This is a genomic window from Kitasatospora sp. NPDC098652 (assembly GCF_044760155.1).
In the GTDB taxonomy this organism is placed as follows: domain Bacteria; phylum Actinomycetota; class Actinomycetes; order Streptomycetales; family Streptomycetaceae; genus Kitasatospora.
In genome coordinates this window covers 735,707-758,915 of the sequence record NZ_JBIWAQ010000001.1, presented here as the reverse complement: position 1 = coordinate 758,915, position 23,209 = coordinate 735,707, and the positions used below count along the sequence as shown (strand labels likewise).

Below are 23,209 nucleotides of genomic sequence, written 5' to 3'. Positions count from 1 at the left end.
ATCCTCGTGGAAATGACCGAGAACGGGTTGGGCCAAGGCCTGTTCGATTGACCCTCATAAACCCGGTCCGGATACTGATCGAGTACGACGCAACGGAAGCTCGTTGCGCAGCGGACTCCGATTCGTCATTCCATCCGACTGAGGAGCATCCATGTTCACGAAAGCGAAGAAGGCCGCGAGCTCGATGGCCCTGGCCTTCGCCGCGGCGGCCACCCTCACCGTGGCCGTGCCGTCCGGCAGCGCCTTCGCCATCGACCACATCCCGTGCGACGGGAACCGCAATGACTTCCTGAAGATCTGGTCGCACCTCGACGGCCGCGACAGCGTGGACTGCTACGCGAACGCGGGGTCGATCAACTTCGGCGGGTGGTGGGTCGACCGCATCTCCACGGGGAACAACGACCTGATCTACTCCGACGCCAACGGCGACTCGGTGCGGGTCAACCGCTGGACCGACATCTCGTACCCGAACCGCCCGCCGAAGGTGAACTCCATCCGGATCCTCTGACGAAACCGCCGGAGCGGGCCCCGAACGGAAATTCCCCGCCCGCACCACCGCAACTCCCCGCAGCCCCCGGGACTTGCATCGCCATCGAATCTTCCGTGCGGTAAATCCGCTCCACCCCGGCCCACCGCTGCCGGCCCCGCCCCCAGGCGCGGCCGGCACCGACCTGTGCTCCCGCGGCCGCATGCCGGTCAGCTGTCCAGGTCGCAGGCCGCAGGCCACCGCGACCGGGGCGTGGCCGGACCAGCGCCCGGCGCGGGTGTCGGCGCGCTCCACGCGGCCGTCGATGGCGCGGGCGGCGAGGCCCGGGCGGCGCCCTGGCGGTCGATGCGCCGGCGGATGGACACCTTCTCGAAGCTGGCCCTCCCGTGAGCAGCGGGACAGCGTTGGCACCGGTTCGGGCCGTGTTTGGTTTGCGTGTGTCGGACACGCGCGGGGATTTCTCCATCCGCGACGCGTACGCCGCCGGGGCCGACTCCTGCTGCATGGCCTCGGTTCGTCAGGCGGGGATCCGCCCCGCGAGCGCGGGGCGGATCCCCGCCTTAGGGGGCTTACGCCGTGACGCTCCACGCCTTGCCGGGCTAGGAGGGGTTGGCCGGCGGGGACGAGGAGCCAATCCGGCTGATCCCGAGGTGGTGGCACAAAGCCGTCCGGTGGTGGACGGTCGTGGCGCCCCTGGCGAGGGGCGCCGCGACGGACCGGCTGGGCGGGATCGCGGCCTCGCGCGGCTGGGCTGGGGGGCGCCGTACGCTACCGCTCCCCTACTCCGGCTGGTCTCCAGGGCCTTTCTCGTAGAGCGGTGGGGCGTCACCGGTCCGATCGGTCATCATGCTGAGCAGATTGGCGAGCCGGAAGGATGCGATCGCTCGCAGTCGTGTCCCGTCCTGCGGACCGAGGTGTCCGAGGCTCTCCCGGTACGTCACCCCGGCCTCCCCGAAGTCCCCCGCCCGGGCGTGCAAGTCGCCCTGGTGCCGCGGGATCCGGCTGCGATCGGCCGGCCTTCGGCGAGCGCGGAACCCGACGCCGGATCAGACGAACCGCCACAGGTGGTCGCTGGTGCCGTTGTCGTCCCAGAGCACGGCCTGCGCTCCCCAGGCGGTGGAGGCACCGGAGATGCCGAGGACGCGGCCGCCGGCGGCGCACTGGATCCTGAAGGTGTCGCCACCGCCGTGGCGCAGGCGCCACCGGTGGTCGGCGGCGCCGTTGTCGGCCCACTGGACGATCCGGGTGCCGTTGGCGGTGCCGCCGTTCTCCGCGGCGAGGACCTTGCCGCTGTTGGCGTTGCGCAGCCGCAGGTAGCCGCCGGTGTCGAGGACGGCCGTCCAGAGGTGGTCGGCGGTGCCGTTGTCGTCCCACTGGACGGCGAGGCCGCCGTCGGCGGTGGACATGTTCTGGATGCCGAGGAGGAGTCCGCTGGCGACGTTCTGGATCCGCCGGGCGCCGACGGGGGCGAACTGCCACTGGCCGGCGGCGGCACCGCTGTCGGGCAGCTGTACGGCGGCGGCGCCTTGGGCGGTGGAGCCTCCGGCGATGCCGAGCAGCTTGCCGGTGTGGACGTTGCGGAGCTCGTGGTAGCCGTTGCCGGCGTCGACCACGGTCCACCGGTGGTCGGCGGTGCCGGTGTCGGCCCACTGGAGGATCGGGGCGTTGTCGGCGGTGGACATGTCCTGCACGCCGAGGACCTTGCCGCTGTTGGCGTTGCGCAGCCGCAGTGCGGTGCCGTCGACGACGAGGGCCCAGTTGTGGTCGGCGGTGCCGGTGTCGGGCCACTGCAGGGCGAGGCCGCCGTCGGCGGTGGACATGTTCTGGATGCCGAGGACGAGTCCGCTGGCCGCGTTGACCAGACGGAAGCTCGCGCTGTCGGTCCGCCAGTAGACGGTGTAGTTGAAGCCCTGGGCGTCGTGGAACGGGCCGAGGTCGACCCTCGCTCCGTCGGCGGTGGCCGTGAAGGCGAGGGCGGTGCTGCTGGTCCGGGTGATCGTGGCGGGGTCCAGGGCCGGGAGGGCGGACAGCGCGGTGCTGCCGTAGTTGCCGGCCAGGACGGCGGGGCCGTAGGTGATCGCCGCGACACCCGGGCTGTCGTTGGCGGCCTGGAGGGCCACCCGCATGGGGAGCTTCACGGTGACGGTGTCGCCGGAGACCCAGGACCGGGTGAGGGTGGCGTACGTGCCCGGGGTGGCCGCGATGTTCTGCGCGACGCCGTTGACGCTGACGACGGCGCCCGAGGTCCACCCGGGGATGCGCACGCGCAGGGACCACGTCCCGCCGACACTGCCGGTGACCTTGAGCGTCGTGGTGTCCTCGGTCGGGAACGCGGTGGTCTGGGTGACCGTGATGCCCCGCTGGGTCCAGTCCAGGACGGACGGGAGGAACAGGTTCACCGTGAGGGTGGTGCCGTCGTGGAAGTAGACGGAGTCCATCAACTTGGTGTTGGACTCGACGCCCGTTCCCTGGCAGCACCAGAAGGTGCCGTAGTCGGTGCTCCAGGTGCCGCCGCCCCAGGCCGGGCCCTTGCCCCGGCGGCCGCCCGGGTTGAGGGAGCTGAAGTACGTGATGTGGCCGTGCGGGTCGGCCGGGTTCTGGGCGCCGAGGACGTGGTTGAGCAGCGTCTTCTCGTAGAAGTCGAAGTACGAGGCCTGGTCCGGGCTCAGCTGCCACAGCTCCCGGGTCAGCTTGAGCATGTTGTAGGAGTTGCAGAGCTCGCAGGTGTCGTCGGTGAGGTAGCCGGAGATGGCGTTCGCGGCCCGGAAGTGCTCCGCCTGGCTGTTGCCGCCGATGGCGTAGCTGTGCGCGCCGGTGGTGATCGCCCAGGCGTTGGCGGCGATGTCGCGGTAGCGGGTCGTCCCGGTGGCCTTGTACGCGCGGACGGCCCCGATCCACTTGGGCACCTGGGTGTTGGCGTGCAGGCCGTTGAGCTGGTCCAGGTTCGCGGCGAGCGGGTCGAGGACGGCGGCGTGGTCGAAGCGCTGAGCGGTGGTCAGCCAGCGCGTGTCACCGGTCTGTTGGCAGAGGTCGGCCAGCACCTCGCTCATTCCGCCGAACTCGGTGCCCAGCACCGACTGCATCGTGCCGTAGCCGAGCGCGGCGGTGCGGCGGTCGACCCAGTCGGCGAGCGCGAGGAGCACGTCGCGGGCCTGGGTGTTGTCCAGGAGGCGCCACACGTCGAGCAGGCCGGCCATGGTCTTGTGGACGCAGTAGTACGGGACGTTGCCGTTGCTCAGTCTGCCCGCTTCGAGGCCGGCGAAGTCGGCCTCGGGGAAGCCCGAGAGGTAGCCGGCGGAGAAGCCCGCGGCGGCGTTGTTGGCCTGGCACTTGGCGAGTTCGGCCACCATCCGGACGGCCTTGTCCCGACAGGTGGTGTCCCCGAGCGCGGCGGCGGCCTGGGCCCACGCCGAGAGGAAGTGGCCCTGCACGTGGGTCCGGAAGGGGAACCCGGGGTCGTCCCAACCACCGTTCGCGGCAGCGGCGTTGGTGGAGAGCCGGTGGTTGGCGCGGAAGTTGTACAGCAGGCGGTCGACGTCGACGAAGCGGAGGTAGGCCAGGGTGCGGTTCTGGTTGTCGAGCCAGCGGCTGCTGGTGAGCCGGACCTGACCCAGCTCGAACGGGAGCGTCGACACTCCGACGTCGGACCTGGCCGGGGCCGTCTGCGCCGCGGCGGAGACGGGACCGAGGGCGGAGCCGGGGCCGAGGGTTGGGCCGGGGCCGAGGGCGGAGACGGGACCGAGGGCGGGGCCGGGACCGAGGGCGGGGCCGGCGGCTGCGGCCACGGCCGCGACGCCGGTCGCCTTGAACGCGGCACGGCGGCTGAAGGGGTGAGCCGGCATGGCGAACTCCATCGTGTGCGGGAGAAGGAAGCGGGGGAGTACAGCGGCCGTAGTCCTTCGCACAAGCGCACGTCGCCGCCCAGCGGGGCTTGGTGCGACGCCCGCTTGTTGCAAGAGTGTTAACGCTCACAATTAGCGTGTCAATAGACCGGTAGACGGCGTGAACGCGGGCGCCGCCGGCGGATGACGGGCCAGCCCCAGGCGGGGGGCCTGGGGCTTGCCTCCTGCGCGCCCGATTCCCGCCGCGGGTGGCTGCCTGGGCGGCCGGCGTTCATCACGATCAGGTTTCAGCCACCTGTCCAGGGCTTGCCCTGCGCGCATGTAATCGATTCCAATCGTCGGAACGCGTTGATGTAATCGATTCCACGAGGAGGTGGGGCGGCTGTGACGAGCATCAAGGACGTCGCCGCCGAGGCAGGCGTGTCCGTCGCCACTGTCTCGCGTGTCCTGAATGAGCACCCTTCGGTGAGTGCGGACGCGCGGGCGCGGGTGCTGGCCGCCGTCGCAGCGCTCGGGTACCGGCCCAACGCCGTGGCGCGGTCGCTGCGCACCGATCAGACCCACACGCTCGGCCTCGTGATCAGCGACGTGCTGAACCCGTACTTCACCGAGCTCGCACGGTCCGTGGAGGAAGAGGCGCGGGCGCTGGGGTACAGCGTGATCATCGGGAACGCCGACGAGCGGCCGGAACTGCAGGACCACCACGTACGGACGCTGCTGGACCGCCGTATCGACGGGCTGCTGGTCTCGCCCACCGACGGCGGGTCGCCGCTCATGCTGGACGCCGCCCGGGCCGGGACACCGATGGTGTTCGTGGACCGGTGGATCCCCGGCGTCGACGTGCCGGTGGTGCGGGCGGACGGGCGGGGTGCCGTGCGGGATCTCGTCGCGCACCTGCGCCGGCTGGGGCACCGGCGGCTGGCGATCATCGCCGGGCCGGCGGCCACCACGACCGGGCAGGAGCGGGTGGCGGCGTTCCGCGAGGCGCTGGCGGAGTGCGGCCTCGACCTGCCGGACCGGTACATCGGCCAGGGTGACTTCCAGGCCGCCAGCGGCCGACGGGCGACCGAGCGCTTCCTCGACCTCGCCGAGCCCCCGCAGGTCGTGTTCGCGGCGGACAACCTGATGGCGCTGGGCGCCCTGGACGCCGTCCGCGCCCGTGGCCTGCGGGTACCGGACGACATCGCGCTCGCCGCGTTCGACGACATCCCCTGGTTCGTGCACACCGACCCGCCGATCACCGCGATCGCCCAGCCCACGGGCGAGCTGGGCCGGGCCGCCGTGCGCGCGCTCGTGGACCGCATCGAGGGGCGGGCGCCGCGATCCGTGACGCTCCCCGCCCGTCTCGTCGTTCGCCGCTCGTGCGGCGAGAGCCCCGTGACCGGGACGCCCGTGACCGGGACGCCCGTGACCGGGACGCCCGTGACCGGGACACCCGTGACCGAGGCCCCCGTAACCGAGGCCCCCGTGACGAACAGGAGCCAGTCGTGAGCGACGCGGACGAGTTGCTGCGCATCGAGGGCGTTCGGAAGACCTTCCCCGGGGTGGTCGCGCTGGACCGCGTCGACTTCGACCTGCGGCGGGGCGAGGTCCATGTGCTGCTCGGTGAGAACGGCGCGGGCAAGAGCACCCTGATCAAGATGCTCTCCGGTGCCCACACGCCCGACGAGGGCCGCATCCTGGTCGGTGGTCAGGAGGTCCGCATCCACGGTGCGCAGGACTCCGAGCGGCTCGGGATCGCCACCATCTACCAGGAGTTCAACCTCGTCCCCGATCTGACGGTCGCCGAGAACATCTTCCTGGGACGTCAGCCGCGCCGGTTCGGGGTGATCGACCGGAAGCGGATGGAGGCGGACGCCTCGGAGCTGCTGGAGCGCGTCGGCGTCAGCGTGTCGCCCCGGGCGCGGGTGCGCGAACTGGGCATCGCCCGCCTGCAGATGGTCGAGATCGCCAAGGCGCTGAGCCTGGACGCGCGGGTCCTGATTATGGACGAGCCGACCGCCGTGCTGACCTCCGAGGAGGTCGAGAAGCTGTTCGTGATCGTGCGCAGACTGCGCGAGGACGGCGTCGGGATCGTCTTCATCACGCACCATCTGGAGGAGATCGCCGCCCTCGGGGACCGGGTCACGGTCATCCGGGACGGCAGGTCGGTCGGACAGGTGCCTGCCTCCACACCGGAGGAGGAGCTCGTACGGCTGATGGTGGGCCGGTCCATCGAGCAGCAGTACCCGCGCGAGCGGGCTGTCCCGGGCGCCGCGCTGCTGTCCGTGGAGGGACTGTCCCGGGACGGTGTCTTCCACGACGTCAGCTTCGAGGTGCGCGCCGGCGAGGTCGTCGGCGTCGCGGGGCTGGTCGGGGCGGGTCGTACCGAGGTGGTCCGGGCCGTCTTCGGGGCCGACCCGTACGACCGCGGTACGGTCCGCGTCGACGGGGCTTCCCTGAAGCGGCACGACATCGGCGCCGCCATGACCGCGGGAATCGGGCTGGTGCCCGAGGACCGCAAAGGCCAGGGGCTGGTGCTCGACCAGTCGGTCGAGGAGAACCTCGGACTCGTCACCCTCAAGTCCGCCACCAGGGCCGGAATCGTCGACCTCAGGGGTCAGCACGACGCCGCCGCGCGGATCGCCGGGCAACTCGGCGTACGGATGGCCGGGCTCGGTCAGCAGGTGCGCACGCTGTCCGGCGGCAACCAGCAGAAGGTCGTCATCGGCAAGTGGCTCCTGGCCGACACCAGGGTGCTGATCCTCGACGAGCCCACGCGCGGCATCGACGTCGGCGCCAAGGTCGAGATCTACCAGCTCATCAACGAGCTGACGGCCGCCGGGGCCGCCGTCCTCATGATCTCCAGCGATCTGCCCGAGGTGCTCGGGATGAGCGACCGGGTGCTGGTGATGGCCCAGGGCCGGATCGCCGGCGAGCTGTCCGCCGACGAGGCCACGCAGGACGCGGTCATGTCGCTGGCCGTGAGCAATCCCACTACCGAACTGGAGGCCCCCCGTGGCCGCTGAAACGCTCAAGAGCGGTACGGGCGCCGGTGGCGCCGCGGCGGTGCGCCGTCTGCTGCTCGACAACGGCGCGCTGACCGCGCTGATCGCCCTCGTCATCGCCATGTCGGCGCTGTCGGGCGACTTCCTCACCACCGACAACCTGCTCAACGTCGGCGTCCAGGCGGCCGTGACCGCCGTCCTCGCCTTCGGCGTCACCTTCGTGATCGTCTCGGCGGGCATCGACCTGTCGGTCGGGTCGGTGGCCGCGCTGTCGGCGACCGTACTGGCGTGGAGCGCCACGGCGCACGGAGTGCCGGTGGCCGTCGCGGTGCTGCTGGCACTGGCGACGGGTGTGGCCGCCGGCCTGGTGAACGGCTTCCTGGTCTCGTACGGCAAGCTGCCGCCGTTCATCGCGACGCTCGCGATGCTGTCGGTGGGGCGTGGCCTGGCACTGGTGATCTCGGACGGATCGCCGATCGCGTTCCCGGCCTCCGTCTCCCACCTGGGTGACACGCTCGGCGGGTGGCTGCCGGTGCCGGTGCTCGTCATGGTGGCCATGGGGCTCGTCACGGCGTTCGTCCTCGGCCGTACGTACATCGGCCGCTCGATGTACGCCATCGGCGGCAACGAGGAGGCGGCCCGGCTCTCGGGTCTGCGGGTGCCCAGGCAGAAGCTCGTGATCTACGCGCTGTCCGGGGTGTTCGCCGCGGTCGCCGGTGTCGTCCTGGCCTCCCGGCTCTCCTCCGCGCAGCCGCAGGCCGCCACCGGGTACGAGCTGGACGCCATCGCCTCCGTCGTCATCGGCGGCGCCTCCCTCGCCGGGGGTACCGGCAAGGCGTCGGGGACGCTGATCGGCGCGCTCATCCTCGCGGTGCTGCGCAACGGGCTGAACCTGCTGAACGTCTCCGCGTTCTGGCAGCAGGTCGTCATCGGTGTCGTCATCGCCCTGGCGGTGCTGCTCGACACGGTGCGGCGCAAGGCCGGGGCCACTCCCACGGCGATCGGGGCGCCCGGCGGCGGAAGGGGCAAGCAGGCCGCCACGTACGGGATCGCGGCTGTCGTGACGGTGGCGATCGTGGCTGCGACCTCGTTCCTGCACGGCGATCCGAAGGCCGGCACCCGGAAGATCGGCCTCTCGCTCTCCACGCTCAACAACCCGTTCTTCGTGCAGATCCGGTCGGGTGCGCAGGCCGAGGCGAAGCTGCTGGGGGTGGACCTGACCGTCACCGACGCGCAGAACGACGCCTCGCAGCAGGCCAACCAGCTGCAGAACTTCACCAGTTCGAAGCTCGCGGCGATCGTCGTCAACCCGGTGGACTCCGACGCGGCGAGCAACTCCGTGCAGGCCGCGGGCAAGGCGAGGATCCCGGTCATCGCCGTCGACCGCGGCGTCAACAACGCCGATGTGAACGCACTGGTCGCCTCCGACAACGTCGCCGGGGGTGAGCAGGCGGCGAAGGCCGTCGCCGAGAAGCTCGGCGGCAGCGGGAAGATCGTGATCCTCCAGGGGCTGGCCGGTACCTCCGCCGCGCGGGAGCGGGCGGAGGGCTTCGCCAAGGGGCTGGAGGCGTACCCGGGGATCGAGGTCGTCGCGCAGCAGCCGGCCGACTTCGATCGGACCAAGGGGCTCGACGTCATGTCGAACCTGCTCCAGGCGCACCCGGACGTCCAGGGCGTCATCGCCGCGAACGACGAGATGGCGCTCGGCGCGGTGAAGGCGCTCGGGTCCAAGGCCGGCGAATCCGTGCAGGTCGTCGGCTTCGACGGAACTCCCGACGGGCTGAAGGCGGTCGAGCAGGGGGCGCTGTACGCGTCCGTGGCCCAGCAGCCGTCGCAGCTCGGGAAGATCGCCGTGGACAACGCGGTCAAGGCGATCAAGGGGGAGAAGGTCGAGGAGACCGTCAAGGTGCCGGTGAAGGTGGTCACGAAGGAGACCGTGGCCGGGTTCAGCGGCTGAGACGGGGAACGGGGTGGCCGGGGTGCCCGCGGAAGCGGGGCTCCGGCCGCCTCGTTTCGGATTTCCTGAGTTTCGGATGTCCTGATTGGGGAGTTTCATGGGTTTCACGTACGACTACGACGTGCTGGTCGTGGGGTCGGCCAACGTCGATCTCGTGATCGGTGTCGAGCGCAGGCCCGGGGCCGGGGAGACGGTGCTCGGGTCGGACCTCGCCGTCCATCCCGGCGGCAAGGGGGCCAACCAAGCGGTTGCCGCCGCGCGGCTGGGGGCGCGCACAGCGCTGCTCGCGCGGGTCGGGGACGATGCGAACGGGCGGCTGCTGTTGGAGTCGCAGCGCAGCGCGGGGGTCGACACGGAGGGCGTCCTGGTGGGCGGGGCCCCGACCGGCGTCGCGCTGATCACCGTCGACCCGTCGGGGGACAACAGCATCGTGGTGTCGCCCGGTGCGAACGGGCGGCTCACGCCGGAGGACGTCCGGGCCGCCGAGCCGCTGATCCGCGCCTCTCGGGTGGTCTCGACGCAGTTGGAGATCCCGTTGGAGTCGGTCGTGGAGGTCGTGCGGCAACTGCCGTCCGGCACGCGGTTCGTGTTGAACCCCTCCCCGCCGCAGGCGCTGCCGGCCGAGGTGCTGGCGGCCTGCGACCCGCTGATCGTCAACGAGCACGAGGCCCGGGTGATCCTGGGCGACGGGACCATCGGCGACTCCGGCTCGGGCGACGATCCCGCCGCGTGGGTGCGGGAGTTGCTCGCGAGCGGGCCCCGATCGGTCGTGGTGACGCTCGGCTCGGAGGGAGCGTTGGTCGCCTCCGCCGGGGAGGAGGCCGTACGGGTCGCGTCGGTGAAGGTCGACGCCGTCGATACGACGGGTGCCGGCGACTCCTTCACGGCCGCACTGGCCTGGAAGCTGGGCGCGGGCGCTTCGCTCGCGGAGGCCGCCGGGTACGCCGCCCGGGTGGGCGCCGTCGCCGTGACGCGGCGGGGGGCCCAGGAGTCCTTCCCCACCGCCGAGGAGGTCGAGGCGCGGTGAAGAAGGGCGGGATTCTGAATCGCCATCTCGCCGGCGCCGTCGCCGAGTTGGGGCACGGCGACCAGGTGCTCGTCTGTGACGCGGGGATGCCGATTCCGGACGGGCCCCGGGTGGTCGACCTCGCCTTCCGGGCGGGGATCCCGTCGTTCGAGGACGTACTGGCCGGGCTGCTCGACGAGTTGGTGATCGAGGGGGCGCTCGCGGCGCAGGAGGTACGGGAGGCGAACCCCGCCGCAGACGGGCTGCTGGCCGGCTCCTTCACCGAACTGGCCTACGTACCGCACGAAACGCTGAAGGAGCTGAGTGCGGGGGCGCGCCTGGTGGTGCGGACCGGGGAAGCCCGGCCGTACGCGAACGTGCTGCTGCGGTGCGGGGTGTTCTTCTGATCGACCTTCGACGACGGGCTGCTGGGCGGGCTGCGCGTTTCCGGGAATCGGACGATCCGTGAGACGGTCGGCGAACTCCGATGGGATGCTGGGGCCTTGGTCCGACCCACCACAATGACCCCCGGGGGAACCACCCATGCCGCTGTTCGGCAGTCGCAAGAACCTACCGAAGCCGCTGTGCGACGAGCACGGCCCGTGCAAGGCGCTGGCCGGGATCTCGGTCCTCGAGGTCCGGGACCGGCTTCGGCTCCTGGTCGCCCCGACCCGCACACTGGGCCCCGACCCCATGGCCCGGCAGATCGACGACGAGCTGTCGGTCGTCCTGTGCGTGAACGGCGGGAAGCGGGGCGGGACGACCGAGGCCCTGTCGATAGCCGAGCACGCCGCCGACCAGTGGAGCCTCAGCCGGGCCGAGCTCTGGGAACGGGCCTTCGCCAATCTGGCCACCGAGCAGCTCAACCGGCAGTCCTTCAATGCGACGAACGGCGACGTCCTCTACGCCGTCAACGGGATGGGCGTGTGGCCCGGCGCGGCCCAGGCCCTGCGGCTGGAGAACGTCCTGGGCGGGGTCGAACTGCCCCACGGCGCCCTGGTCACCCTGCCGACGAGCAACGCGTTCTGCGCGGCGCCGATCCGCAGCGGCTCGTCGCTGAACGCGATCCGCTTCATGATCGACCTGTCGAAGCAGCTCCAGGCCAACGATCCGGCGCCGCTGACCTCGTCGATCTTCTGGTACCGGGACGGCTGGCTGGAGAACCTGAACGTCGGCGACAACGGCATGATGCGCCCGTCCGCCCGCTTCCGGGAGATGGCAAACGGCCTCCCGGCCACCTGACCTCCCGGTACCTGAGCCCCCGGGTACCTGACCCCCGGTACCGCCGCCCGGCGGGCTTCGAGGCGATCGCAGACCGGGTCAGTTGCTCGGATGGGAGACTGCCCAGCCCTGTTCGAGCAGGGCGAACGCCTCGTCGGCAGCCCGGCGCGGTTCGGGGTGCTGCAGGATCAGACTGCGGGCCGCCAGGGCGAACCGGGCCAGGGCGGCGCAGCTGACGTCGTCCTCGGGTGCGCCCACGGCCTCCGCGACGGCCCGCGCCAGGGCCGCTTCATGGCGGGTCCACATCCGTTGGGAGTAGTCACGCAGCGCGGGGGTCTCCTGCACCAGGCGGGTGAAGTCGGCGAACCGCGGGTCGGCGGCGTGGACGGCGAACCGGGTCTGGTGCAGCAGCAGGTGCTCGCGCAGCGCCTGCGGGATCGACCGACCCGGGGGCCGCTCGCGCACGGCCGCGACGAGGGCCGCTTCCAGGTCGTCGTCCTGGTCGAAGACCAGCGCCTCCTTGCCGGCGAAGTGCTTGAACAGGGTGGTCACCGAGACGTCCGCGGCATCGGCGACGTCCTTGACGCCGACCTGGTCGTAGCCGCGTTCGAGGAAGAGTTCGAGTGCGGCGTCGGCCAGGGCCTGGCGGGTCTGGGCCTTCTTGCGCTCGCGGCGCCCCATCGCTTCGGTCACTCGACCACCATAGCCCGAAGTGCATCCACTCCGAAAGTGTAGTCATTGCACTTATTTAGCGAGTGTGCTTTCTTGGTGGTGTCGGGCCGCCCGGCGACCCACCCACCACCGGGACCCACCCACCACCGGAAGGACACACCCATGCCCTCTGCCCGTGACCCTCGCATCGCGATCGTCGGCGCCGGCCTCGGCGGCTTGACCTGCGCCCGGGTCCTGCAGCAACACGGCCGCGCCGTCACGGTGTTCGAACGCGAGGCCGACGCCGACGCCCGCCCGCAGGGCGGCACCCTCGACATGCACGCCGACACCGGCCAGGCCGCCTTGCGGTCGGCGGGCCTGCTCGACCGGTTCCATGCCCTCGCGCGCCCCGAGGGCGACGAGTGGCGCGTGCTCGACCATGCCACCGGTGCCCTCCTCACGCAGCGAGGGCCGACCGCAGGCGGGGGCCGTCCGGAGATCGACCGCGGCCAGCTGCGCGGCCTGCTGCTGGACTCGCTCGCCCCGGGCACGGTGCGGTGGGACCGTGCCGTCACCAGGGTCACCCCGCTGGCGGGCGGCACCTGCCGGCTGGTCCTGGGTGACGGTACGGCCGAGGAGTTCGACCTGGTGGTCGGTGCCGACGGCGCCTGGTCACGGGTCCGCCCGGCCCTGTCGCCCGCGGTGCCCCACTACACCGGTGTCACCTTCGTCGAGACCGGCTTCGACCAGTGCGACACCCGCCACCCCGAACTCGCCCGGCTGGTCGGCAACGGATCGCTGCTGGCGAAGGGCCTCGGCCGGACCCTGGTCGCCCAGCGCAACAGCAACGGCCACATCCGCGGCTACCTCGCGCTGCGCGAGCCGCAGGACTGGCACGCGGCCGCCGGACTCGACCTCGGCGACCAACGGGCCGTGCAGGAGCACCTGTTGGAGATGTTCGACGGCTGGGACGACAGTCTGCTGCGGATCCTGCGCGACAGCGACCACGGCTTCGTCAACCGGCCCCTGCACGTGCTGCCCGCCCCGCACACCTGGGCGCACGTGCCCGGCGTGACGCTGCTCGGCGATGCCGCGCACCTGATGCCCCCGGTCGGGCTGGGCGCCAACCTCGCCATGCTCGACGGCGCCGACCTCGCCCACGCCCTCGTCACCGAATCCAGCGTCGCCGACGCCGTCCGCGCCTACGAGCGCGTCATGCTGCCACGCTCGACCGAGGCCGCGACGGGCAGCGCCCGGGGCCTCGACCACCTCGTCCCCGCGGCCCGCTGAGCTGACCCCGCCGGCCCCGAGCGATAGGGTGAACTCCCCTGGGTGGCGTGGGAGCAACCCCCGCGAGTGCGGGGTCGATGCTTGCTGAGCTGCGGCGATTGGTGTCAGAGGGTGCGGGTTGATTCGGTTCGATCGTATGGCAGCCCGTAGGGGAGGTGGCGCATTGTCGCCATCTCTCTATCCTCCGAGGCGAGTTGTCAGTGCCGTGTCCTGCGCTCTCGAAGCGTACTCGCACGTGGAGGTCGGGCGATGGATGAGGGCTGCGGGCAGTGGGCCGATCCCCCGCGTTAGAGCGGTTTCGCTGTGGCGCTCCACGCCTCGCCGGGCTAGTACTGCAACAGTGCTTACTGTGACGATGCTTCAGTTTTCGGACTGTAGCCTCGTCTTTTGTAGTGGCTGATCCGGGCCTGGTGCTGGCGTCGGCGGCGCCAGCGGGACCAGTGCAGGACGTGGTCGATGCTGCGGCGAACAGGCCGGGTGAGATGGGTGATCAGCCGGCGGATTTCGGGAACGGTGAGTGGGATCAGGTCTGGCGTTCGAGCCGCTCTGGCCCCTTTTCGAGGTGCTGGGCCCGCAGGACGGTCAGGTAAGCGTGGGCGGCCATGGCGAGGGTGATGTGTCGATACCAGCCCGTGTAGCGGCGGACCTGGTAGTCGTCCAGGCCGCACTGGCCCTTCGCGGTTTGGAAGCACTCTTCGTTCGCCCACCGGGCGCCCGCGACGACGATCAGCTCGTTGAGTGTGGCGTCGGCGGGCGCGTAGGCGATGTAGTAGGCGACTTTCGTGGGATCGCTGGTGCTGCGGCGGGCCAGGACCCAGTGCTTGCGGTCGGGGCGATGCCAGGGCCGGACCTCCACGCGTGCCCAGTCGTAGATCCGCAGGCCGTGAGCACCTTCCCCGCATGAGCGGCGCTTCCACTTCTGCCGGGGCAGGTCGGCGACCAGGTCGTGCAGCCGATGGTCCACGGCCCGCCGGGTGACGACCGTGTCGTGGCTGGTGGTAGCCACGACGTGGAATATGTCGGCCTGCTCCAGCTCGTAGCGCCAGCCCTTGCTGCAGCCGTAGCCGGCGTCCGCAGTCACCCAACGGAAGGGGATCTTGTCGTCGATCGCGCGGCGGACCATCGCCCGTGCGAGCTGGACCTTGGTGGCAAACTCGACTCCGTCGCCCACCCCCGCGGCCCGGCAGCGTTCGCGGTCGTCGGTCCAGGACTTCGGCAGGTAGAGCGCCCGGTCGATCAGGGTCCGGCCATGCATGCTCGCGTACGCGAGGAAGACTCCGACCTGGGCGTTCTCGGTGCGGCCGGCGGTGCCGGAGTACTGCCGCTGGACGCCGGCCGACCGTATGCCCTTCTTCAGGAAGCCGGTGTCGTCCACGATCAGCACGCCGCCCGGATCCGCCAGGTGCTCGACGACGTACTCGCGCACGTCGTCGAGTACCCCGTCGGCGTCCCAGTCGATGCGGTTCAGCAGCCTCTGGATCCGGTCCGGGCCGCCGTGACCGGCCTCCTCGGCCACCGTCCACCCGTTCTTGCGCTCCAACGGCGCCAGCAGGCCCCGCATGTAGGCCAGTGCCGACTCCCGCGACTCGCTCCGCGCGAACCGGTGAGCAAACCGCTCATGCAACCCAGCCAGCCCGTCCGACCAGCGACGAACATCAACCTCGGATATGTCCCCACCCATAAACAGCCCAACGAGCGAACTCAACAACCGTCACGGTAAGCACCGTTGCAGTACTAGGTGGCGGCGACCTCGGCGACGGCGGCGAAGTCACCGATCGGGGAGTTGTCGAGGGCGGCGGCCAGGTCCTGCTCGAACTGCTCGCGATCGCCGGGCAGGCCGTAGCGGGACAGCGCGGTGCGCAGCTCGTGCACGCGAAAGGGCCCGCCCCCTCGGTGAGGGGGCGGGCCCTGGTGGGTCCGGAGCGGTGGTGCGGGGAGCGCTGGCGGTCGGGTCGGCGACCGGCAGGCCGTCCAGGCCGGCGGTCAGCCGTTGCCATACCTGCCGCCAGCCCAGCCCGGGGAACAGGCACCCGGCCAGCAGTAGATACACCACCACCCGCGACGGCAGGTCCCTCACCCGGGCCTGCATCCTGCCGGTCTGCGTCAACGCTTCGTCGACCATCTCGAACGGAACAACCCGGGTCAACTCCCCGAGATGGCCGGGCGCGAACGCCCCAGCGGCAACCACAACCTCACGAGAGATGACAGACTGAGCATCCACGGAGCTCCTACCGAACAGTGATCTTGGTCGACACGGTTCTAGCAGGAGCTCCGTCCCATTTCAGGCGACTTGACTCAGCCGCCCGAGGCCCTATCTACACGGCGTTGCCGCTAGCCCGGGAGGCCCCGCCGTTCGCGCTTGCGCAGGCGGCGTTCCTGGGCGGGCGGGAGGTCGTGCACGACGAACACGCTGCCGCACACGGCGGTGCCGATGACGGTGATCCGGCGCGCGGCGGGGTGGTGGGCGGTCTCGCGGTCCTGGTGGAAGTCGCCCAGGATTCTGGTGGCTTCGACGCACACCTCGACGCCCTCGGGGACGACGACGTGGACCGTGCCGATCCACGCCTGCACGCGGATCGTCGTCTCCGGGCCTGTGAACCGGGCCTCGCGGAGGTCCACCACGCCCGCCGCGACGACCGCCGTGGCACGGTACTCGGCGCCCACCACCCAGGGGCCGCGGCGAGCGAAGTCGCTCAGCACGCCGACGTCCTCGGCCGCCGTCGGCCCGCCCTGCGGTCTCTGGAGATCCCGGACGGCGGCCGCCAGTTCGCCGGTCGTCCGCGCGCCGTAGACGAGGTCCAGCCGCTCGTTGAGCTCCCCGGTGGCGAGCCGGCCGTCGGCCGCCGCCTCCCGAAGGACGGCGGCGGCGCGCTCGCGGTCGGCGTCGGAGACCCGCAGGGCCGGGGTGCTGTCGTGGAGCTCGTGCATCACCGGGCCTCCTCGCCCGTCTCGGACGCGCCGAGCAGCTCGCGCACGCGGGCGGCGACGACGGCCGGCTGCTCGGCCTGGACGAGGTGGCCCGAGTCGACCGGCGCGAACCGGCCGTCCGGCAGCGACTCGGCCAACCGGCGCTGGTGCTCGACGAGTCCGGCGTGGTGCCGCGCCCTCCCCGGCTGCGGGCGGGAGGCCGAGAGCAGGACGGTCGGGCAGGACGGCGGGGCGGGCGGCTCGGCGCGGAAGCGGGGAATCGCCTCCGCCACGGCCTTGACCTCCTTCCTCGTCTGCGCGATGCCCGCCGGGACGAGGTCCTCGGCCAGCATCGCCGCGTAGGTGTCCGCGGGGAACGCCCGGCGCACGCTCCCGCTACCGAGGCGGGCCAGCGGGCGGAACCGGACGAGCGCCTGCATCACGGCCATGGTGCGGTCGACCTGGGCGACCGTCCGGTCGAAGGTGTCGTAGACGGGCGCGGTCTCCGCCGTCGGATCCAGCAGCAACAGCCCGCGCAGCCTTGGCCCGAGCGCCTCCGCGGCCCGGCGTGCGACCAGGCCGCCCATGCTGTGCGCGACGAGCACGAAGCGGCCGGGGACGACCGCCCCGGTCAGCGCGACCAGGTCGGCGGCCAGGTCGTCGATGCCCGGCCGGCCCTCCGTCCGGCCGCTGCGACCAGCGCCGGCGCGGTCGTACGCCACGAGGCGCGCGCGGTCCGCGAGCAGCGGCAGCACCGGATCCCAGCAGGTGCGGCCCATGCCCGCGCCCGCCTCGAACACCGCGTGGTCCGGGCCGGTGCCGGACTCCTCCACGTACACGGACCGGCCGTTCACCGGCACCGCCCGTCCCGCCGACTGGCGCATGTCCCCCTCCGATCGCCGTCGATCACCTACGGATCGCCATCATTTCCACTTCCGATAATAGTGCCGAATGTGGAATCGTAAAGCCCATGGACACCACCGACGTGCTTCTCCACCCAGTGCGGCTGCGCATCGTGCACGCGTTCGCCGGCGACCGGGTCCTCACCACCGCCCAGCTGTGCGCGCGCATGCCCGAGGTCCCGAAGGTGACCATGTACCGGCACGTCGGCGTACTCACCGAGGCCGGCTTCCTGGAGGTCGCCGACGAACAGCGCGTGCGTGGCACCGTCGAGCGGTACTACCGGCTGCGCCGGGACCGCCCCTCCGTCGGCACCGCCGACGCCGCCGCGATGACGCCCGACGACCACCGCCGGGGCTTCGCCGCCGCCATGGCCGTCCTGATCGCCGAGTTCAACGCCTACCTCGACCGCGAGGACGCCGACCCGGTGGCCGACGGGGTCTCCTACCGGCAGGGCACGCTGTGGCTGGACCCGGAGGAACTCGGGCGGATGACGGGCGACCTGCTCGCCGTCCTCGGCCCCTACCTGGCGAACGAACCGGCACCCGGGCGCAGGCCGTACCTGCTCAGCCCGATCCGCTTCCCCACCGGCGTCGCTCCGGACGACCCGTCGTGATGTCGGCGGGGGAGCCCTGCCGGATCGGCGGGGGAGTGTCTTCCGGAGGGGTGGAGATGGCGGTCGGTGCCACGGGGGGCCGGTGGGACGAGGGCTTGTCGGCGAAGGAGCGTTTCGAGGTCTGGCGGGACCTGATAGGACGGACGCGGGAGTGCGAGGCGACCAGCGCTCACGCGGACAGCTTCGAGGCGCAGCTGCGGCGGTCGGAGCTGGGGGCGGCGACGATGCTCTGGACGTCGTTCCGCTCGGCCCGTTTCGTGCGCAACGAACGGATGGTGCGGCGCTCGCACGGCCCGGAGCTCTACCACCTGACCGTGATGACCTGCGGCGCGGCGGTGATGAAGCGCGGGCATGACCAGCGGGAAAGACCCAGGCCCGGCGAACTGTGGCTGACGGACAGCACCACCCCCTACGACGTCCGGCTCGCCGGCACCGGCGCCGAGGACGCCCATGTGGCGGGACTGGGCATCGACATCCCCCAGTCCCTGCTGCCGGTGCCGCACCGCCTGGTGCGCAGCCTCCTCGGCCGGTCACTGGCCGCGGACTCCGGCTCGGGCGCGCTGCTCACGGACTTCCTGCGCGGGCTGGGCCGCCAGGCCCACAGCCTGCGGCCGGCGGAGGCCTCCCGGCTCGGGACGGTCGTCGTCGACCTGGTCGCCGCCTGGGTCGCCCAGGAACTCGACGCCGTCCCCGCACTTCCCCAGGAAGCCCGGCGCCGAGCCTTGATGGAGGGCATCCGGGCGTTCATCCGGCACAACCTCCACGACCCCGGCCTGACCCCGGCCGTGATCGCCGCCGCCCACCACATCTCCGTCAGCCACCTGCACCGCGTCTTCACCCACGAGTCGCAGGGCGAGACCCTCGCTGCGGCGATCCGCACCCAACGGCTGGGGAAGGCCCACCGCGAACTGGCCGACCCCGCGCTGCGCAGCGTGCCGGTGCACGTCGTTGCCGCCCGCTGCGGCATCCCCGGGGCCGCCGAGTTCAGCCGGGCCTTCAGGAACGCCTACGGGCTCTCGCCGCGTGAGCACCGCCACCGGGCCTTGGCCGGGCCCGACGGCGCGTAGCCGCGGAACGTACGGAGGGGCGCGGCGGGCGCCATGACCTCCGACGGATCCAGCGCGGCTGACACCAGGCCGAGCGGCCCACCGGACGAGAGGACTGGTGGAGTCCTGGGACTTCACGATCCCGGCATGGCAGAAACGGAAGGGTTGCCAGGTCATTGGGCTGGGCAACCCTTCCCCGCGTCTGCTTGCCGGCGCGCCGCATCCGATGGCGGTCAACGAGACGATCGCCGCGGTCGTCCTGGGCGGCACCGCGTCCGGCGCCGCGGGCGGGGTCGGCACCGTGACCGACTGGGCGACCGCGGTCGAGTTCCTGCTGCCGGGCGGCCGGCGTAAGGTCCGCCCGGACGCGGTGTGCTCCAGGCCCCGGAGATCGGGGCGCCGGTGCTGATGGTCGAGGTCGACCGCTCCACCATGGCGCCGCAGCGGGTCGCCGCGAAGTTCACCGCCTACCGCGAGCTGTTCCGCACCAGGGTGAAGAGCACGGACCCCGCGCTGGCCGAGCAGGACCCGGCCGCCCGGGACCTTTGGTTGTGCTGTTGGGGTCGGGCGAGAGTTGGCACGGTCCGGTGTTCGGCTTCGTATGGGGTGGAGCTGCCGGGTGGCTGGTGCTGCTGGCCGCCGTGCCCACCTTGCCCGCGCCGTCGTCCCGGGCCCGCTGGGCCCCCGCTGGGGGCGGCCGTCCCGGGGGGCGGTCGCCGTGGTGGCGTGTGCGCTGGGCAGTACACCGAGTACCTCAGGGACAGTCGGGAGGTCGCGATCAAGGCCCTCGAATACGCCCTGGAACATGGAGTGGAGGCCGTCGACGACGAACTCGCCACCGTCGCCGTCAGCAAGGGCATGCCGTCTCAGTCTCGCGATCACTCCTCCGCGGTCGCCCGGTCGCCTCGCGCGTGGAGGTAGCGGTCGAGGACCGGCTCCAGCTCCCGGATCCAATCGTGGAGTCGGGAGGTTCGGAGCGCGTCCACCCGACAGTGGTACGCGGCGCCGAACCGACAGCTGACACTGATCTTGAGCCAGGTCGCGGAATCGGCCTCGTACTCGACCGTTCGGATCATGCCCCAAGCGAGTCTGACGCGCTGGCCCTCGAAGTCGATCGTGACGCCACGCCCACCGATGACGATCCCGCTTCTGTGGTCCTCGGCCACAAAGGCCACGTCGTCACCGATCCAGTCGGCGCCCCAGGTCGAGGGTTCCCGGCGGAAGGGCGGTACGGACGCCATCGAGGCCTTCGCCTCCGCCCCCTGCACCGGTGTGACGACCGCCGTGGGGACGTAGGGCGCCGCTGTCGGCGACGCGAACAGGTCCAACAGCTGGTCGGGTGACGGGCGCTGGGCCGGATCCTTGGCCAGGCAGGCCTCGACGACCGGGCGCAGGCCCTGGGGGAGCGACGACAGATCCGCCGGCTCCCAGACGCACCGGTACATCAACTCCATGGCCGTACCGGTTCCGAAAGCGCTGCCGCCCGCAGCAGCGACCAGGACCGCACCCAACGCGAACACGTCAGCGGCACCGCCCACTTCGCGGCCCTGTGCCTGCTCCGGGGCGAGGAATCCGGGGGTGCCGAAGGCCGCACCGGTGACGGTCAGCCGGGTGGACGCCACGGCTCGTGCGATACCGAAGTCCAGCACGCGCGGTCCGTCCTCGGCCATGATGATGTTGCCCGGCTTGAGGTCACGGTGGACCAGGCCGCAGGCATGGATCGCCTGCAGGGCCTCCGCCAGTGCCGCACCCAGCAGGCGCAACCGCTGTTCGTCCATCGGCCCCTCGGCGGCGAGCAGCCCGGACAGCGTGGGACCCGGGACGTAGGCCGTTGCGAGCCAGGGCGTCTCGGCGTCCGGATCGGCGTCCACCACCGGCGCGGTGTGGAACCCACCGACCTTCCGGGCCGCCGCGATCTCGGCTCGGAAGCGGTCCCGGAAGTGCGGATCGGTCGCGAGTTCGGGCCGCACCACCTTGACGGCCACCGCACGGCCTCCACGCGACCGCGCGAGGTAGACGGTCCCCATCCCGCCGGCACCCAATTCACGTTCAACCGTGTAGTGGCCGATCCGTCTCATTCCGTCCACCCCGAGTGTCATCTGCCGCGCGCCTCCTCAAGCCCTGGCATGCGCAATTATGGCCTTCCGCCTCCGGAGGAGTCCTGGCGTCGGGTGCCAGTAGGATCGGATACCCACAAGTCCTCGGCGCCCATCACGCATAGTCACGGCAGCTGCTCCACGCTGCTTGTCCCTCTTGCCGTAGCCACCCGAGCGCAGGGCCTGGAGCCCCGTGGGTTCATGGGAACCGAAGGCTCTTCAGCGGGAACCCGAGGGTCGACCTGCCCGGTCAGACGTGTGGTGCGGCGTCGGAGGCGCTCGATCAGCCCGGGAACCTGCTCCCGGAAGGTCTGGCGCCGGCAGCCGCGAACCGGGCAGACCAGCCTGCGCGCCCGGATCCGGAGCACCACGCGACGACCGTCTACCGGCACATCGGCCACTGTCCGCTAGTGGTACCCATGCACCTCCCGGTGGGCACCCCGCACATCGGACACGGCACCTCTACGTCCCGCGTCCGGGCCCTCACCCGGACCACCTCACCGCCATCCGCCACATCCTCGACGACCAGCGCCGACAGCCCGGAAAACACCTTCCCCACAAGCCCGTTGACATCGCGCATGAAACGTCAATGATGCCCATCACGCTTCGGCACCCACCCCCACCGACTACGGAACAGAGCCGTTCTTTGTACAGACCCTTTCAGGGTTGCGGGATCGGGTCGGTGGGTGCCGGGAAGGTGTACTCCACCTTCTCCATGTCGGAGATCAGGTAGCCGCCGTCGGGCTGGCGCTTAAGCTGCAGCCGCGCGATGACCGATTCCTTTCGGGTCTGGTACCAGCCGCCCGCCGCCGCGTAGGCGCAGCTGATGTCGGCCTCCAACCCGACCACGTCACCGGTGAGTTCGTGCGGATCGGGGTGGCCCTCCCGGGGGCTCGCGAGTGCGTGCATGACGACCGACCAGCCGTGCCGCGCCGTCACCTCGGCCGGCCAGGCCGCGGCGTCGGCCACGCACGCGTTGAGTCCTCCGCCGGAAGCGGCGAGTTCGGGCGTCAGGTATCTGCGGACCCGGTTCAGGACGGCCGCCGGCCCGGTGTCGCCGCGGGACACGTCGAAGCTGCCCGAGGTCACGGCCCAGCCGATCACGACGGACTCCGCGTCATGCTGGTCGACCGTCAGGGGAGGTGTCGGCGAGGCCGGTCGTTCCTTCGGCGGGACCGGCAGCTCCATGGGGTCGGCGCCCGGCGCGGAGGAGAAGGAGAAACCGGGTGGTGCGGTGGCGACCGTCGTTCCCGGGATCTCCTTCTCGTTCTCGTCGTAGCACGGGTTGCACCGGGCGCGTTCACCCGCCCCCTTGCCGTAGTCGGTCTCCCAGCCCCTGCCGAGCGTGTTCAGAAAGGTGCCGCGTTCCATCCGCACCCCGGAGATGTGGAACGGGCGGTCACCGTCCTTCAGCTCCCACGTGCGGTGCCTGCCGTCGACCGTGCCCTCGACCGTGATCACGTAGTCGTAGCTGTGCCTGGCCGCGAGCACGGTGAGGCTCACGATCTCGGGCTTCCCGTTCTCGAGGTAGAGGTACTTGTCCGTGAAGTACGGGGCGAAGGACACCGGCCCGAAGGCCGCGACCATGGCGATCGGGTCGGTGGAGTCCAGGTCGACACCCATGTCGATCTTCTTGCCCTCGCCCTGGGCGGTGCAGCCCACGACCGTGCCGGGCAGCGGGTCGTGAGGCTCCCCGACCACGGTCGCCCGCACCTGCTCGATCGCCACCGTGTGACCGTTGCCGACCAGCGAGACCGAGAGCGGGGACGCTCCCACGTCCGTGCCGCCCTGCGTGTGCGACCACGCCCGGGCCGCGCCGCAGTCGGAAACGGGGGGAAGCTCGGTCGACGTGAGGACCTTCGGTACGACCGCGGTCGTGTCGGCGTCACCGTGCTCGGGATCGTAGCGGGCGCTGAACACCGGCCCGGTGTCCCCGTCCGCCCCGTGCAACGCCCAGTACGCCGTGCCCGACCCCAGCAGCGTGAGCGCGCACACCACGGCCACCAGGAGACGCGGGCGCGGGCGCAGCCTTCCGGCCAGCAGCGAGACGATGCCGCCCATGAAGACGTTGCCGTGGATGGTGCTGTGGCTGATCTCGTTCCTGGTGTCGCGCTGGTCGCCCAATCCACCCACCCCGTCCGACAGTTCCGCGTCCACCACAGTGCGGCTCCCGGCGTGCGAAGGGAAGACCCCGTCCCGGCGG

19 protein-coding genes and 2 pseudogenes are annotated in these 23,209 nt (G+C 71.5%); 11 read left to right on the top strand and 10 right to left on the bottom strand.

Annotated elements, in window-relative coordinates; translation table 11 throughout:
- The first annotated feature begins 151 nt into the window (after positions 1-151).
- Positions 152-508 carry a beta/gamma crystallin domain-containing protein gene (locus ACIQWA_RS03355; RefSeq protein ID WP_402477481.1) on the top strand — a complete coding sequence of 119 codons (357 nt, stop codon included), beginning with the start codon at positions 152-154 and terminating at the stop codon, positions 506-508.
- A gap of 1,025 nt (positions 509-1,533) precedes the next feature.
- On the opposite strand, the gene ACIQWA_RS03350 is transcribed toward ACIQWA_RS03355, so the two are convergent.
- Positions 1,534-4,329, bottom strand: a complete 2,796-nt coding sequence (locus ACIQWA_RS03350) for a beta-L-arabinofuranosidase domain-containing protein (RefSeq protein WP_402477478.1) — start codon at positions 4,327-4,329, stop codon at positions 1,534-1,536.
- A 384-nt stretch (positions 4,330-4,713) separates the two neighbouring features.
- Between ACIQWA_RS03350 and ACIQWA_RS03345 the strand changes: the two genes are divergently transcribed.
- The 6 genes from ACIQWA_RS03345 (at position 4,714) to ACIQWA_RS03320 (ending at position 11,521) form a co-directional block, all read left to right on the top strand.
- A complete protein-coding gene (locus tag ACIQWA_RS03345; RefSeq protein ID WP_402477476.1) occupies positions 4,714-5,820 on the top strand; it encodes a LacI family DNA-binding transcriptional regulator in 1,107 nt (368 codons plus the stop codon).
- A complete protein-coding gene (locus ACIQWA_RS03340; RefSeq protein ID WP_402477474.1) occupies positions 5,817-7,337 on the top strand; it encodes a sugar ABC transporter ATP-binding protein in 1,521 nt (506 codons plus the stop codon). Before ACIQWA_RS03345 ends, ACIQWA_RS03340 begins: the two co-directional genes overlap by 4 nt.
- A complete protein-coding gene (locus ACIQWA_RS03335) occupies positions 7,327-9,273 on the top strand; it encodes a substrate-binding domain-containing protein (protein WP_402477472.1) in 1,947 nt (648 codons plus the stop codon). The genes ACIQWA_RS03340 and ACIQWA_RS03335 overlap by 11 nt, the downstream gene beginning before the upstream one ends.
- Positions 9,274-9,370: 97 nt before the next feature.
- Entirely contained in the window at positions 9,371-10,300 is a 930-nt protein-coding gene (locus ACIQWA_RS03330; protein WP_402477470.1) for a ribokinase, read from the top strand.
- The gene (gene rbsD / locus ACIQWA_RS03325) at positions 10,297-10,686 is read left to right on the top strand and encodes a D-ribose pyranase (RefSeq protein ID WP_402477467.1); all 390 of its coding nucleotides are present in this window, start codon (positions 10,297-10,299) and stop codon (positions 10,684-10,686) included. The genes ACIQWA_RS03330 and rbsD overlap by 4 nt, the downstream gene beginning before the upstream one ends.
- 136 nt (positions 10,687-10,822) lie before the next feature.
- Entirely contained in the window at positions 10,823-11,521 is a 699-nt protein-coding gene (locus tag ACIQWA_RS03320; protein ID WP_402477464.1) for a hypothetical protein, read from the top strand.
- 78 nt (positions 11,522-11,599) lie between these two features.
- On the opposite strand, the gene ACIQWA_RS03315 is transcribed toward ACIQWA_RS03320, so the two are convergent.
- On the bottom strand, positions 11,600-12,181 hold the full coding sequence (locus ACIQWA_RS03315; protein WP_402477879.1) for a TetR/AcrR family transcriptional regulator: 582 nt from the start codon (positions 12,179-12,181) through the stop codon (positions 11,600-11,602).
- Positions 12,182-12,334: 153 nt separating this feature from the next.
- Here ACIQWA_RS03315 and ACIQWA_RS03310 point away from each other — a divergent pair, with 153 nt between their 5' ends.
- Entirely contained in the window at positions 12,335-13,441 is a 1,107-nt protein-coding gene (locus tag ACIQWA_RS03310) for an FAD-dependent oxidoreductase (protein ID WP_402477461.1), read from the top strand.
- 523 nt (positions 13,442-13,964) lie between these two features.
- On the opposite strand, the gene ACIQWA_RS03305 is transcribed toward ACIQWA_RS03310, so the two are convergent.
- The 5 genes and pseudogenes from ACIQWA_RS03305 to ACIQWA_RS03285 form a co-directional block, all read right to left on the bottom strand.
- Complete coding sequence (locus ACIQWA_RS03305; protein WP_402477876.1) at positions 13,965-15,122, bottom strand: IS701 family transposase; 1,158 nt, start codon at positions 15,120-15,122, stop codon at positions 13,965-13,967.
- A gap of 53 nt (positions 15,123-15,175) precedes the next feature.
- Positions 15,176-15,313 (bottom strand): hypothetical protein, encoded by a 138-nt coding sequence (locus ACIQWA_RS03300; protein ID WP_402477898.1) that lies wholly within the window; start codon positions 15,311-15,313, stop codon positions 15,176-15,178.
- A 76-nt stretch (positions 15,314-15,389) separates the two neighbouring features.
- Positions 15,390-15,629, bottom strand: a pseudogene (locus ACIQWA_RS03295) (transposase domain-containing protein); the annotation flags it as partial.
- 143 nt (positions 15,630-15,772) lie between these two features.
- Positions 15,773-16,369: a DUF1707 domain-containing protein gene (locus ACIQWA_RS03290; RefSeq protein WP_402477457.1), complete on the bottom strand. Its 597-nt coding sequence runs from the start codon at positions 16,367-16,369 to the stop codon at positions 15,773-15,775.
- Positions 16,369-17,232, bottom strand: a complete 864-nt coding sequence (locus ACIQWA_RS03285; protein WP_402477455.1) for an alpha/beta fold hydrolase — start codon at positions 17,230-17,232, stop codon at positions 16,369-16,371. Before ACIQWA_RS03285 ends, ACIQWA_RS03290 begins: the two co-directional genes overlap by 1 nt.
- Positions 17,233-17,318: 86 nt before the next feature.
- On the opposite strand from ACIQWA_RS03285, the gene ACIQWA_RS03280 reads away from it, so the two are divergent.
- The 3 genes from ACIQWA_RS03280 (at position 17,319) to ACIQWA_RS03270 (ending at position 19,319) form a co-directional block, all read left to right on the top strand.
- Positions 17,319-17,864 (top strand): helix-turn-helix domain-containing protein, encoded by a 546-nt coding sequence (locus tag ACIQWA_RS03280; protein WP_402477453.1) that lies wholly within the window; start codon positions 17,319-17,321, stop codon positions 17,862-17,864.
- Between the two features lie 56 nt (positions 17,865-17,920).
- Entirely contained in the window at positions 17,921-18,931 is a 1,011-nt protein-coding gene (locus ACIQWA_RS03275) for an AraC family transcriptional regulator (RefSeq protein ID WP_402477452.1), read from the top strand.
- A gap of 97 nt (positions 18,932-19,028) precedes the next feature.
- On the top strand, positions 19,029-19,319 hold the full coding sequence (locus tag ACIQWA_RS03270; RefSeq protein WP_402477450.1) for a hypothetical protein: 291 nt from the start codon (positions 19,029-19,031) through the stop codon (positions 19,317-19,319).
- Positions 19,320-19,788: 469 nt separating this feature from the next.
- Here ACIQWA_RS03270 and ACIQWA_RS03265 read toward each other — a convergent pair whose 3' ends face one another.
- The 3 genes and pseudogenes from ACIQWA_RS03265 to ACIQWA_RS03255 all read right to left on the bottom strand — a co-directional run bounded on the left by ACIQWA_RS03265 (position 19,789) and on the right by ACIQWA_RS03255 (position 23,163).
- The gene (locus tag ACIQWA_RS03265; RefSeq protein WP_402477447.1) at positions 19,789-21,009 is read right to left on the bottom strand and encodes a serine/threonine-protein kinase; all 1,221 of its coding nucleotides are present in this window, start codon (positions 21,007-21,009) and stop codon (positions 19,789-19,791) included.
- A 236-nt stretch (positions 21,010-21,245) separates the two neighbouring features.
- Positions 21,246-21,556, bottom strand: a pseudogene (locus tag ACIQWA_RS03260) (transposase family protein); the annotation flags it as partial.
- A gap of 110 nt (positions 21,557-21,666) precedes the next feature.
- The gene (locus tag ACIQWA_RS03255) at positions 21,667-23,163 is read right to left on the bottom strand and encodes a hypothetical protein (protein WP_402477445.1); all 1,497 of its coding nucleotides are present in this window, start codon (positions 23,161-23,163) and stop codon (positions 21,667-21,669) included.
- Positions 23,164-23,209: the final 46 nt, after the last annotated feature.